This is a genomic window from Streptomyces sp. NA04227 (assembly GCF_013364195.1).
GTDB lineage: Bacteria > Actinomycetota > Actinomycetes > Streptomycetales > Streptomycetaceae > Streptomyces.
The window spans coordinates 2,813,640-2,826,108 of record NZ_CP054918.1; the positions used below are offsets into that span (position 1 = coordinate 2,813,640).

The 12,469-nt window shown below is 69.9% G+C and carries 11 protein-coding genes, 1 tRNA gene and 1 riboswitch; of the genes, 3 read left to right on the forward strand and 9 right to left on the reverse strand.

What is annotated here, in order from left to right; all coding sequences use genetic code 11:
• The first annotated feature begins 7 nt into the window (after positions 1-7).
• Positions 8-586: a hypothetical protein gene (locus tag HUT18_RS11975; protein ID WP_176100300.1), complete on the forward strand. Its 579-nt coding sequence runs from the start codon at positions 8-10 to the stop codon at positions 584-586.
• A gap of 5 nt (positions 587-591) precedes the next feature.
• On the opposite strand, the gene HUT18_RS11980 is transcribed toward HUT18_RS11975, so the two are convergent.
• The 4 genes from HUT18_RS11980 to HUT18_RS11995 form a co-directional block, all read right to left on the reverse strand.
• Positions 592-2,412 carry a site-specific integrase gene (locus HUT18_RS11980; RefSeq protein ID WP_176100301.1) on the reverse strand — a complete coding sequence of 607 codons (1,821 nt, stop codon included), beginning with the start codon at positions 2,410-2,412 and terminating at the stop codon, positions 592-594.
• 103 nt (positions 2,413-2,515) lie between these two features.
• Positions 2,516-2,598 (reverse strand) — tRNA-Leu (locus HUT18_RS11985).
• Positions 2,599-2,948: 350 nt separating this feature from the next.
• Entirely contained in the window at positions 2,949-4,412 is a 1,464-nt protein-coding gene (locus HUT18_RS11990) for a cyclopropane-fatty-acyl-phospholipid synthase family protein (protein WP_176100303.1), read from the reverse strand.
• 376 nt (positions 4,413-4,788) lie between these two features.
• Entirely contained in the window at positions 4,789-6,174 is a 1,386-nt protein-coding gene (locus tag HUT18_RS11995; protein WP_176100304.1) for an NAD(P)/FAD-dependent oxidoreductase, read from the reverse strand.
• A gap of 557 nt (positions 6,175-6,731) precedes the next feature.
• On the opposite strand from HUT18_RS11995, the gene HUT18_RS12000 reads away from it, so the two are divergent.
• A complete protein-coding gene (locus HUT18_RS12000; protein ID WP_176100306.1) occupies positions 6,732-7,004 on the forward strand; it encodes a type II toxin-antitoxin system Phd/YefM family antitoxin in 273 nt (90 codons plus the stop codon).
• Entirely contained in the window at positions 7,001-7,270 is a 270-nt protein-coding gene (locus tag HUT18_RS12005; protein WP_176100308.1) for a type II toxin-antitoxin system RelE/ParE family toxin, read from the forward strand. Before HUT18_RS12000 ends, HUT18_RS12005 begins: the two co-directional genes overlap by 4 nt.
• A 53-nt stretch (positions 7,271-7,323) precedes the next feature.
• On the opposite strand, the gene HUT18_RS12010 is transcribed toward HUT18_RS12005, so the two are convergent.
• The 5 genes from HUT18_RS12010 to HUT18_RS12030 all read right to left on the reverse strand — a co-directional run bounded on the left by HUT18_RS12010 (position 7,324) and on the right by HUT18_RS12030 (position 12,159).
• Positions 7,324-8,334, reverse strand: a complete 1,011-nt coding sequence (locus HUT18_RS12010) for a Ppx/GppA phosphatase family protein (RefSeq protein WP_176100310.1) — start codon at positions 8,332-8,334, stop codon at positions 7,324-7,326.
• Positions 8,331-8,936: a DUF501 domain-containing protein gene (locus tag HUT18_RS12015; protein ID WP_254878983.1), complete on the reverse strand. Its 606-nt coding sequence runs from the start codon at positions 8,934-8,936 to the stop codon at positions 8,331-8,333. Before HUT18_RS12015 ends, HUT18_RS12010 begins: the two co-directional genes overlap by 4 nt.
• A gap of 283 nt (positions 8,937-9,219) precedes the next feature.
• On the reverse strand, positions 9,220-9,717 hold the full coding sequence (locus HUT18_RS12020) for a septum formation initiator family protein (protein WP_176100312.1): 498 nt from the start codon (positions 9,715-9,717) through the stop codon (positions 9,220-9,222).
• A 106-nt stretch (positions 9,718-9,823) separates the two neighbouring features.
• Positions 9,824-11,110 (reverse strand): phosphopyruvate hydratase, encoded by a 1,287-nt coding sequence (gene eno / locus HUT18_RS12025; protein WP_176100314.1) that lies wholly within the window; start codon positions 11,108-11,110, stop codon positions 9,824-9,826.
• Positions 11,111-11,475: 365 nt separating this feature from the next.
• Positions 11,476-12,159, reverse strand: coding sequence for a transglycosylase family protein (locus HUT18_RS12030; RefSeq protein WP_176100316.1), 684 nt, complete (start codon positions 12,157-12,159; stop codon positions 11,476-11,478).
• A 4-nt stretch (positions 12,160-12,163) separates the two neighbouring features.
• A riboswitch (cyclic di-AMP (ydaO/yuaA leader) is annotated at positions 12,164-12,385 on the reverse strand.
• Positions 12,386-12,469 lie beyond the last annotated feature (84 nt).

The following is a 12,469-nucleotide window of genomic DNA, read 5'->3' on the forward strand; positions in this document are numbered from 1 at the left end:
CACCGGCATGGCACTCAGGACGATCATCGCTGCCGTCAGCGGACTCGTCACAGGAATCACCATCACGATCGCAGCCACCGACAGAATTCCCACGAACACGGTCGACAACCTCGCCTTCGCTATCGCCGTCCGGGTCGCGCCCATTACCTGTGCCCTGCTCATCGGGCACGCAGCGCTGCGGAAGTGGCTCGACGACTACACCGTCCAGGTCCGCGGCGTTTTCAGGGACGCCTCCCCTGACCAGACGTCGACCGCCGCCCAGACCGGTGTCGGCATCAGCCTGTCGAATCGTCGCTCTCCCACCGACGCCGAACGGGTCAACGCTCTGACCGCCTGCCTGGCAGAGACGCAGGTTCAACTGCACGGCGAGCAGAAGAAGAACGACAACCTCCAGGCCGAGTTCGACGAACTGGTCGAGGACTACAACCGCCTCGTCACCGACGCCCTTCAACGAGCTGCGGACCGATTCGAGAACAAGCCCGCCGATCCGGCCCGGCGCTGCGTTGCGCGAAGAGCAGCATCCGGGCCGGTCGTCTCCATCACCACTCAGCGACCTGCCGAAGCGATCGAGCCGCGCGTGACCTGACCGCTCTACTCGACCGGCGAGTCCTCGGCGAAGCCCCCGCCGACGGACAGCGCCGGATGCGCGGCACAGGCCGCCAGCGCTTCCTCCCGCGCCCTTGCGAACGATTCCTGGACCTTCTCCAGATCGACTCCCCACGCCTCGGCCCGGGTCAGTGCCGCGATACCGTCCTCGTGTCGCACGCGCGAGACCGCGTCCTTCTCGGTGTACCGCTCCTCCCACTCCCACACCCACCGGGCCGCGACGTCCTCCAGGTCCACGCCAGTGCGCAACTCCGACCCGTCGGCGTTGTAGAGCGCCCCTCCCCACCAGACCCGGGCACGGCCGGGCATCCCCTCCCTGACGTCCTTGAGTCCGTTGGTCTGCTGGCGGCGCCACCAGTCGGCCGCCATCGTCTCGACGCGCACGGTGTCATCGGGGTGATCGATCTGCCACTGGTCGGCGACCGCCTTCGCATCGCCCCGCTTCCAGAACGCCTCGACGTGGGTGGAGAACTCGCCGTCGAAGTGCACGACGTGCACACGACTGCGGTCACCGGTGGCCGCGTCCGCCGCCAGGACCTCGTCGACGACACCGGGCCCGCCCCGGCCCAACGACCGGTCGATGATGTCCATAGCCGCATCGTCCGCCTCGGGCAGCAAGTGCCCGTACGTGTCCGAGGTCGTCTTGATGGACTCGTGCCCCAACCGGCGCTGCACGTACGTCAGTCCGCGCCCTTCCGACAGCAGTACGGCCGCATGGCTGTGCCTCAGGTCGTGTGGCGTCGGCCGCTTCTGCCGTGACAGGAGCCCTTGCGCTTTGGCCCGCTTCACCGCGCGCTGCCACCGGCCATGGAACGTCGAGTAGTGCAGCCGCTGGCCCTGCTCCCCCGTGAAGTACAGCCGCGTGGGGTGCTCTCGGTCGTCGCCGCCGAGCTCGTTCGCCGCCTCCACTACGCCCCAGGACACGCGGATTGTGCGTCGACTGCGCTTGGACTTCGGGATGCCGACCTTGTAGCCGCCCGCCCCGTCCCGTTTCCACGCCCGCTTTACCTTGATCTTCGGCTCGGCGGTGTCCCAGTCGATCAGGCACTCAGGTGCCAGGCACGTTACTTCGGACCATCGCATGCCGGTGCCGTACTTCACCTGCGCGAGGAGCTGGTCGCTGCGGCGCTCAAGGCAGGAGATGACACCCGCGACCTCATCCGGCGTCAGGAACTCCACATCCTCGCCGTCTTCCCCACCGTCATCGTCCGCGCGCGGCAGCCGCGTGCCCTCGCAGGGGTTGCGGGCCCGCAGCGGCGGCTCCGCCTTCACGGCCTCGTCGAGGATGTTGCTCAGCAGCCCATGCAGGTTGCGGATCGTCTTCGGAGACATGGGCCGCAGCTTGCCGGTGCCCGTCTTCGGCACCTGCCCGCGGTGCACCTTCGTCTTCTCCAACTTCCGTACCCACGCCCGCACGGTGTCCTTGCTGAAGTGCTCCGTGCTGCGCACGTCGCACTCGCCGAACGTCGGGTGCACGTATCGGTCGAGGTCGCGGAAGCACGCCTGCCGGTAGTGCTCCTCAATGCCGGTCTTGTTCTCGACGAGGTTGGTCGCGAACTCCCGGAAGCGGTAACGCTTCTCGTCAGGATCGGCGGCGTTCTGGTCGACGTAGCCCTGGCCCTTGACCCACCCGGCCGGCCACTGCTGCCCGGCCTCGTCCACCGCGTCCTTGAACACTCCGGCCGAGGTCTCGTCGTCGAAACGCTCACCTTGCCAGTCACCGTCACGGGCGCCGCCAGCACGCCACTTCACGCGGTAACTGGTCACCTCACCATGCTTGTTCTTCAGCGGTTGCACGTAGGCCATGCGCGCATGCTAGAGCCTCGTGCGCCAACGGTGCGCCAGAACGGGATAACTCGACCTCCGAGAACATCTCGTTCTCGCAGGTCAGAAGGGGGAGCAAGAGGAGTGCCCGGAACCGGACTTGAACCGGTACGCCCCCGAGGGGCAGCGAGGTTTAAGCTCGCCGTGTCTGCATTCCACCATCCGGGCAGGCCATGGCTCCGCGTTGAGCGGTTCGAGCCTAGCGGGGCGGGACCCTGCGCCAGACGGCGCCAGCGGCCGATACTGTCTTATTTTATGGGCGTCTGAGGGTTCGTCAGACACTGTTATCAGCCGTTTACACGCGCTCAGCGGGGACTTGCCCCCAGCCTGAGGTAGTTCATGATTGACGGAATATCATCGCCCCGGACGCGGCTTCCCCGGCTCCCCTGACCTCCTCCGGAGGCTACCCACGGCCGGACCAGGGACTTCCGCTTGCGGCGAGAGTACGTCAACTTGGGGGCGGCAAGGCCAAGTTGACACACTATGGCGGAGTGCCTTGCACCCCGCCACACGAGGGGCTAATTCCAGCCGCGGGCCCTGAGCGGCAGCCCGGAGTCACCCGGAGTGCCCGGCTCCCCCGGCTGTGGCGTACGTACCGCGAGGACCTGGTTCACCCCGATGCTGTTGCCCTCGAAGGCGAGTGCGCAGGCGGCCATGTACAGACGCCAGACCCGCGCCCTGCCGTACCCGGCCAGCCGCACCGCACGCGGCCACTCCGCCTCCAGGTTGGACACCCAGCGCCGCAGCGTCGGGCCGTAGTGCTCGCGCAGCGACTCCACGTCGCGGACCTCGAACCCGGCCCGCTCCAGCAGGGTCACGGTGGTGCCGAGCGGGGCGAGTTCGCCGCCCGGGAAGACATAGGCGTCGATGAACCTGTCGACGTGGTACGCCTCCTCCGCGGACTGCGGGCGGCGGCCGATCTGGTGGTTGAGCAGCCTGCCGCCGGGGGCGAGCAGCTCGTACAGCGCACGCGCGTACGCGAGATAGCGGACGGATCCGACGTGCTCGGCCATCCCGATGGAGGAGATGGCGTCGTACGGTCCGTCGGCGACGTCCCGGTAGTCCTGCACCCGGATCTCGACCCGGTCGGCGAGCCCCGCCTTCGCCACCCGCCGACGGGCGTACGCCGCCTGCTCGGCGGAGAGCGTCACCCCCACCACCCGCACCCCGTGCTCACGCGCCGCGTGCACGGCCATCGAGCCCCACCCGCAGCCGACGTCGAGCAGCCGCATCCCGGGCCGCAGCCCCAGCTTGCGGCAGACGAGTTCGAGCTTGTCGCGCTGGGCTTCCTCCAGGGTGGGGCCGGGTTCAGCGGGTTCAGCGAGGTCACCCGGTGCAGCGGGTTCAGCGGGTTCGCCGGGCCAGTAGGCGCAGGAGTACACCATGGAGGGGCCGAGAACGAGGGCGTAGAAGTCGTTGCCGACGTCGTAGTGGTGGGTGACGGCGCGGCGGTCGGTGCGTTGGGTGTGCAGGTGCAGCCTGCCGCGGGCGCGGATCTCCTCGCGCGGAGGCCGGGGCGGCGGCAGTGGCCGGGCCAGGCGCACCAGCGCCGCGGCGGCTGCGCGTGCCCGTGGTTGGCGGAGGGCGCGCAGGGTGCGCAGTGCGCCGCGTACGCGTGAGGCGCCCGCCGCGCCAGGGGCTTCCGTGCGCGCCGAGGCGCTCGCCGGGCCCGGGGCCGTTCCCGCCGTTCCCGCTGCTTCGGCCCAGATGATCCCGGCGTCCCAGACGATTCCGGCGATCCGCGCGAGACCCTCGTAGAGATCACCCTCGACGTCGAGATCACCGGCGACCCAGGCACGGGCGAGGCCCAGCTCACCGGGGCTGCCGAGCAGATGCCGCAGGGCTCGTCGGCGGCGCAGGACCAGTACGGCCCCGCCGGGCGGCCCCGCTTCGCTGCCGTCCCAGGCGCGCAGCCGCACCGGCAGCTCCACGCCCGTCAGCTCCTCGGCGATCCACTTCAGCCGCTGTGCCGCGTCCCGCATCGGTGCGCACCTCCGGTCGCTTCGGCCCCGGTGCCCCGGGGGACCGGGTCCCGACGGAACTTCCGGGGATCCCGCAGGGTCCTCACCACGTAAACACCAACCGGGGGATCGAACAGTCCCGTTGACATGTCATACATGCGCAAAGTCGTCAAAATCCACGGCGGGGCATACGTATATACGGAGGAGCTACGCCACGGACGGCACGAGCGGCACCAGCGGCACCGGCGACCCATCCGCCTCGGGGGTCACACACCGCGGCGGATGCGCGCGGGCGCGCACACAGCGGATACGCGGGAGCACACGCCGAAGGGGCGCTCGCACCACGGATGGCGAGCGCCCCTTCGGGCCGTACTGGGCTGTGCTGGCGGCCGTTGCCTCAGGAGGCCTTGGCCTTCTCCGCCTCGGGCTTGGCGACCGCCGGGGCCGGGGCGGGCTTGGCGGCCTCGTAGAACTCCTCGCGGGGCGACTCGATGGCGCCGAGCGAGACGACCTCGCGCTTGAGGAACATGCCGAGGGTCCAGTCGGCGAAGACGCGTATCTTGCGGTTGAAGGTCGGCATCGCCAGGCCGTGGTAGCCACGGTGGAAGTACCAGGCCAGACGGCCCTTGACCTTGATCTTCATCTTGCCGACGACGACCATCGCGACACCCTTGTGCAGGCCCAGGCCCGCCACCGCGCCCTTGTTGGCGTGGCTGTACTCCTTCTGCGGGAAGCCCCGCATGCCGGAGATGACGTTGTCCGCGAGGACCTTGGACTGGCGCAGCGCGTGCTGGGCGTTCGGCGGGCACCAGGCGTTCTCGTTGCCCGCGCGGCGGCCGACCATGTCCGGGACCTGAGCGTTGTCGCCCGCGGCCCAGATGTAGTCGGTGCCCTGCACCTGGAGCGTGGCCTGGGTGTCGACGTGGCCGCGCGGACCGAGCGGCAGGCCGAAGCGGGCCAGCGCCGGGTTGGGCTTGACGCCCGCGGTCCACACGATGGTGTTGGAGTCGACCTCGAGACCGTTGTTGAGCACCACATGGCCGTCCACGCAGGAGTCCATGCCGGTCTTGAGGTAGATCTCGACGCCGCGGCCCTCGAGGTGCTCCTTGCCGTACTGGCCGAGCTTGGGACCGACCTCGGGAAGGATCTTGTCCGCGACGTCGACGAGGATGAACCGCATGTCCTCGCGCTTGACGTTGCTGTAGTACTTGGCCGCGTCACGGGCCAGGTCCTCGACCTCACCGACGGTCTCGGCGCCCGCGAAGCCGCCGCCCACGAAGACGAAGGTCAACGCCTTGCGGCGGACGTCCTCGTCGGTGGTCGAGTCGGCCTTGTCGAGCTGCTCGAGCACGTGGTTGCGCAGGCCGATGGCCTCCTCGATGCCCTTCATGCCGATGCCCTGCTCGGCGAGGCCGGGGATCGGGAAGGTACGGGAGACGGCGCCGAGCGCGATCACCAGGTAGTCAAAGGGCAGTTCGTAAGCCTCACCGACCAGCGGGGCGACCGTGGCGACCTTGCGGTCCTGGTCGATGGTGGTGACCCGGCCGGTCAGAACCTCCGCCTTGGGCAGCACGCGCCGCAGCGGGACGACGACGTGCCGCGGCGAGATGTTGCCGGCAGCCGTTTCGGGAAGGAAGGGCTGATACGTCATGTACGAACGCGGGTCGACGACCGTGACGGTCGCCTCGCCGTAGCGCATCTTCTTGAGGATGCGGCGAGCCGCGTACAGGCCTACGTACCCGCCGCCTACTACGAGGATCCTGGGACGCTCCGTGGTGCTCATGCCATCGAGTATCCACCCGCCCCGAGGGGGTCGCTCGTGCGCCCCTTCACAAGCATGGGTATGCCCTCTGCTATAGTGCGCGACTCCGTTGCCGCTGATCATGGTCCGGCGGACCGGCCGCGGACCGCCTCGCACCGGCCTCGACCCCGTGTGAGCTGCGCCTCTGATTCCCAGGCGGGCTGAAAACACTGCCTCGCTTCACACGGTTGCAATGCACCGCTTCCCTGGCGGAGTTCGCGTAAATCGCCTTCCGGCACCCCTCCGGGGGCCCTCCAGGGCGCTGCGCGGGACCGAATGAGGCCGAATCCTTGTGAAGAACTTCACGAACTTTTCCCGCGGGGTGAGCGCCGAGGGTCTCCCGGCCTCCCTGGTACGCGCTCAGACGATACCCGAACCGCTCAGCGGAAGCATTACCCACAAGTAACAAAGCCCTGTGAGCAGGCCCTTCACCGGTGGTGAGGTGCCGTCGCGAGAACGGACCCAATGACCCCGGGAAGAACCCGTGAGGGCGAGCCATAGGGCGTACCCGTGTACACGAAGACGCGTACACTCGTTTCATGGCAGATAACAACGTGACCGTACGGGAGGCCCGCGCACACCTCGCGGACCACATCAATCGGGCAGAGGAGGGTGTTCCGACAGTCATCACCCGCAATGGCGCTCCCGTGGCTGCCGTAGTGCCGATCGCGGACTACGAAGCGCTTGAAGAGGCGGCCGACGTGATGCTGGCCCGCGAGGCGGAAGCGGTCCTGGCCGAGGGCGGCCCCACCGTGACGATGGCAGAGCTGCTGGCAGACCTGTTCACCGAGCACGGCGACTCCGTCGCGTGAAGTACGCGTTCCGGTTCACCACTGCGGCACAACGACAGCTTCGAACCATCAGCCGCCCCGAGGCCATGCGCATCCTGGCCGCGCTGACCGCACTCGGCGACGATCCCTACCGTGAAGACGCCGACATCAAGAAACTCACCGGCCCGTCGGGGCTCTACCGACTCCGGGTCGGCAACTACCGGGTCGCTTACCAGATCAACGACGGCGAACTCCTCATCCTCGTCGTCAAAGTGGGCAACCGACGAGACATCTACCGCAATCTGTGAAGTCCTGCCGCCCTGACGGCACCTCACCCGCGCAGGGCCGGGCCCCCGGCCTCTCACTCAGGGTCGGGCACCAGGCTCCAGGCGATCCCGTCCAGAATGTCGTGCTCGCTCACCACGACCTCCCGCGCGCCGGTGCGCTCCATGATCGTTCGCAGGACGAGGGCGCCCGCACCGATGACGTCGACCCGGCCGGGGTGCATGACCGGGATCGCGGCGCGTTCGGCGTGGGTGGAGGTGAGCATCCGCTCGGTGACGGCGTCGACCTGGGCGCGGCTGATGCGGGAGTGGTGGATGGCGGCGGAGTCGTACGCGCTCAGGCCGAGCGAGATCGCGGCGACCGTGGTGACCGAACCGGCCAGGCCCACCAGGGTGCGCGCCTCGTGCAGCGGAACGGTGCGCTCCACCTCGTCGAGCGCCGCCTCGATGTCCGCCTTTATGGCGGCGATCCGCGCGGGCCCCGGCGGATCGGCGACCTTGCCGTCGTGGACGAGATGGCGCTCGGTCATCCGTACGCAGCCGACGTCCACGGAACGGGCCGCGCGTACGTGCTGCTCGCCGACGACGAACTCGGTGGAACCGCCGCCGATGTCCACGACGAGGAAAGGCAGTTCGAGGCCCTCCCGTCGCCCACCCCCGCCCTTCTGCCGAGAGCGCTCCGCGCTCGCGCCTTCCCTTTCACGGCCCGCCAGCTCCCTGGTCGCCCCCGTGAAGGAGAACTCCGCCTCCTGGTCGCCGCTGATGACCTCCGGTTCGACGCCCAGGATGTCCAGGACGCCCCGTACGAAGTCGGCGCGGTTCTCGGCGTCGCGGGAGGCGGAGGTGGCGACGAAGCGGAGGCGCTCGGCGCCGTGTTCCTTGATGAGTGCCGCGTACTCGTGGCAGGCGGCGAAGGTGCGCTCCAGGGCCTCGGGGGCGAGGCGGCCGGTGCGGTCGACGCCCTGGCCGAGGCGGACGATCTGCATCCGCCGGTCCAGGTCGGTGAGTTCACCGGTCGCCGGGTCGGCGTCGGCGACGAGCAGACGGATGGAATTGGTACCGCAGTCGACGGCCGCTACCCGGGTCACTGGGACTCCTCGTTCACTTCGCCGGACGGGGCCGGGTCGACGGTGGCGCCCGGCGAACCGGCGCCGGAAGCGGAACCAGTACCGGAACCGGAACCGGTCCGACTGTGGCCGACGCAGGGGCCCTTGCGCCACCACGCGGGCAGCATCTCGATCGCCTCGTCGCCGAGCGGGTTGACGCCGGGGCCCGCGGCGAGCGCGTGGGCGACGAGTACATGCAGGCACTTCACGCGGTCGGGCATCCCGCCCGCCGAGGGGAAGCCGGTGAGCTCCTCGATCTCGTCGCGGCGGCGCAGGTAGTCCTCGTGGGCGGCCCGGTAGTGCGCGGCGAGTTCGGGGTCGGTGGCCAGACGGGCGGTCATCTCCTTCATGACGCCCTCGGCCTCCAGGGTGCCGATGGCCGAGGAGGCCCGCGGACAGGTCAGGTAGTACAGCGTCGGGAACGGCGTACCGTCCGGCAGCCGCGGCGCCGTCTCCACCACATCGGGTTCACCGCAGGGGCACCGGTGCACGATCGCGCGCAGCCCGCGCGGGGGCCGTCCGAGCTGCTGCTTGAAGGCCTCGACGTCCGCCTCGGTCGGCTCGGTGCGCGCGGTCGGCGGCAGGTCGGAGCGGGTGACGACGGCGAGTTCGCCGTGCGGGGAGGCGGGGCGGCCGGGCGTGGTGCCCGCGCTCGCGGGCCCCTCCTCGGGGTTGCCGGGCGCCGGGGCGGAGGTGTTCATGCCTGAACTGTGTCTTTCCGTCGTGGTCTTGGGGCACCGGGGCGGTGTCCGCTCGGTCCGCTGAAGCGGCCGGGCCGGTACGGTCCCCAGCGCCGGGGGCGGGGCGGGGCGGGGACGGCGGGACGTCGGGGTCGGGGAGCGCGTCGGGAACGGCGCTCAACGGCGCTCAGCCGACCGGACGGTCCGCCCGGTCGACGCCGTCCCAGACGTTCGAGTACCAGGGACGGTCGGTGCCGCCCTCGGAACGCGGGCGCTCACCGCTCGCCTCCGGGCCGACGACCGTGTACCCGGTCTCGCCGGGGCGTACGTAGTGCAGCCGCTCGCGGATCTGCTGCTCCGCGTACTTGTCGTCCTGCCAGCGCGCCTTGGCGTCCCGCAGCTTCTCCACCTCTTCGCGCTGCTCGGCCTTCTCGCGCCGCAGATCGTCGATCTCGGCCTGCTGCGAGACGTACTGGCGCATCGGATACGCCAGCGCCACCACCAGCGAGCAGAGCACGAGGGCGAGCAGAGCGGCGCGGCCGGTGAGCCGGGAGCGGCGGGCCTGGCGGCGGGTCTGGGAGCGGTAGACGCGTTCGGCGGTCTGTTCGCCGATCAGCCTGAGCCGGGTGGCGGTGGAGAATCTGTCGGCATCCCGCGGTCCTCCGGGGGCCTGACGGCCTGCCATGTGACGCCTCCCCACTGCTCCCATGCACGTACCTGTGTCCCCGCACACGGTACGGGACCGGGCGCGAGGACACAGGTAACCGGGCGCGGGCCGAACGGCCCCGGGCCTACTGGTCGGCGCGGAACCGCGGGAAGGCGCTGCGGCCCGCGTACAGCGCGGCGTCGTCGAGGATCTCCTCGATACGCAGCAGCTGGTTGTACTTGGCCACACGCTCGGAACGGGCCGGAGCACCGGTCTTGATCTGGCCGCAGTTGGTGGCGACGGCCAGGTCGGCGATGGTGACGTCCTCGGTCTCGCCGGAGCGGTGCGACATCATGCACTTGAAGCCGTTGCGCTGGGCCAGCTCGACCGCGTCCAGGGTCTCGGTGAGCGAGCCGATCTGGTTGACCTTCACGAGGAGCGCGTTGGCCGCGCCCTCGTCGATGCCGCGGGCCAGACGCTCCGGGTTGGTGACGAACAGGTCGTCGCCGACGAGCTGCACCTTGTCGCCGAGCCGGTCGGTGATGACCTTCCAGCCCTCCCAGTCGTCCTCGAACAGCGGGTCCTCGATGGAGACCAGCGGATACGCGGCGACGAGCTCCTCGTAGTACTCCGTCATCTCGGCGGCGGAGCGTGCCTTGCCCTCGAACTCGTACGCGCCGTCCTTGTAGAACTCGGAGGCGGCGACGTCGAGGGCGAGCGCGACCTGCTGGCCGGGGACGTAACCGGCCTCCTTGATCGCGACCAGGATCAGGTCCAGGGCCTCGCGGTTGGAGCCGAGGTTGGGGGCGAAGCCGCCCTCGTCACCGAGGCCGGTCGACAGGTTGCGGTCCTTCAGGACCTTCTTGAGGGTGTGGTAGACCTCGGTGCCCCAGCGCAGCGCCTCGGAGAAGGACTCCGCGCCGATCGGGGCGATCATGAACTCCTGGATGTCCACATTGGAGTCCGCGTGCGAACCGCCGTTGAGGATGTTCATCATCGGCACCGGCAGCAGGTGCGCGTTGGGTCCGCCCAGGTAGCGGAACAGCGGCAGGTCGCTGGCCTCGGAGGCGGCGTGGGCCACGGCGAGCGAGACGCCGAGGATGGCGTTGGCGCCGAGCGAGGACTTGTCCGGGGTGGCGTCCAGGTCGAACATGGCCTGGTCGATCAGGCGCTGCTCGGTGGCGTCGTAGCCGACGAGCTCCGGGCCGATCTGCTCGATGACCGCGAGGACGGCCTTCTCGACACCCTTGCCGTTGTAGCGGCTGGCGTCCTGGTCGCGGAGCTCCAGGGCCTCGAAGGCGCCGGTGGAGGCGCCGGACGGGACGGCCGCACGGCCGGTGCTGCCGTCGTCGAGGCCGACCTCGACCTCGACGGTGGGGTTGCCTCGGGAGTCCAGGATTTCCCGGGCTACGACGACGTCGATGGACGGCACGAGCATCTCCTTCTGGGATGTGACGTGGGACTGCGGGACGGCCCCTCGGTGGAGGCTGCCCACGCGGCAAGAGCCTAGCCGCAGTGACCCCGGGCGAGGTTCGACGGCCCACACACCGGGACGAAATGGGGGACAAAGGCGGCTGAATGCGGGTGAAGCCGGTGAGTGGTGGGTGAACTCGGCTTTCCTGTGCGGGTGCGGAGTGCGTACGACGCGGGGCACACCCCGGCCGCAAAAGAGCCCCGCCCCGGCGCGTACGGGGGAGAACGCGCGGGGCGGGGCGGTCTGCGAGAGCGGTGACGGTCCGGGCGGACCCAGGGGGGTGAAGCCGCCCGGTCCGGACGGGGTCGCCCTCGCGGGCAGGGTCAGCTCAGGTGGAGCCGCTGACCCGGGTAGATGAGGTCGGCCTCGTCGACGATGTCGTCGTTCAGCTTGAACAGCTTCTGCCAGCCGCCCTTGACCTTGTGCTCGGACGCGATCTCGCTGAGGGTGTCGCCCTTGACGACCTTGTACTCGCCGTCACCCTTGGCGACCTTCTTGCCGGTCGGGGTCTTGACGGTCTCCTGCTTCGCCGGGGCCTTGCGGTCCTCGGTGCGCGAGGAACGCTCCTCGGCGGGCTTGGTCTCCTGCTGCGGGGCGGGCTCGGCGGTGCCGCCACCCTGGTACGGGGTGTTGGACAGGCCCACACCGCAGGACGGCCAGGCGCCCTTGCCCTGGCCCGCGAGGACCTTCTCGGCGACGGCTATCTGCTGCTCCTTGGTGGCCAGGTCGGCGCGCGAGGCGTACTGCGTACCGCCGTAACCGGCCCAGGTGGAGCTGCTGAACTGCAGGCCGCCGTAGTAGCCGTTGCCCGTGTTGATGGACCAGTTGCCGCCGGACTCGCACTGGGCGACCTTGTCCCACTCGGAGGCGGTGGCGGCGGAGGCCGAGCCGGTGGCGACCAGCGGGGCGGCGACCGCGGCGCCGGCGACACCGGCGAGCGTGACGACGCGGGCGGTGCGGTTGAAGAAGGTCGGGCGACGGTGCTTGCCCTTGCCGGAAAGCAGCATGGAGTGATCCCCTCACCGACGCCTGCGAGGTGAGCTGTCGGGTTCGGGCCGATGGGGTGCCCCCGACTCGGACGAGCCGGTGACGAATTTGCCCGGCCGCACGCTTCAGCTGTGCGACTTCACCCCTAGCCGGTTCCCGCGGGCGGGCAGCAGCTCGCTGCCCGGCCGGCACGGGCCCCGGCGCAAACCTTGGGTCCCCCGCTCCTGCCAACGGCGCTTGACGCGACGACTGTTCCCGGCGGACGTCGGCAGGATTCGGCGTGACGACCACAGGGGCCCGCTGTGGCGAGCGGTCACGACCGTAAACATG

Coding starts and splice junctions, on each gene's coding strand:
- HUT18_RS11975 (WP_176100300.1), top strand. CDS start 8: ATGGCACTCAGGACGATCATCGCTGCCGTCAGCGGACTCGTCACAGGA.
- HUT18_RS11980 (WP_176100301.1), bottom strand. CDS start 2,412: ATGGCCTACGTGCAACCGCTGAAGAACAAGCATGGTGAGGTGACCAGT.
- HUT18_RS11990 (WP_176100303.1), bottom strand. CDS start 4,412: ATGCGGGACGCGGCACAGCGGCTGAAGTGGATCGCCGAGGAGCTGACG.
- HUT18_RS11995 (WP_176100304.1), bottom strand. CDS start 6,174: ATGAGCACCACGGAGCGTCCCAGGATCCTCGTAGTAGGCGGCGGGTAC.
- HUT18_RS12000 (WP_176100306.1), top strand. CDS start 6,732: ATGGCAGATAACAACGTGACCGTACGGGAGGCCCGCGCACACCTCGCG.
- HUT18_RS12020 (WP_176100312.1), bottom strand. CDS start 9,717: ATGGCAGGCCGTCAGGCCCCCGGAGGACCGCGGGATGCCGACAGATTC.
- HUT18_RS12030 (WP_176100316.1), bottom strand. CDS start 12,159: ATGCTGCTTTCCGGCAAGGGCAAGCACCGTCGCCCGACCTTCTTCAAC.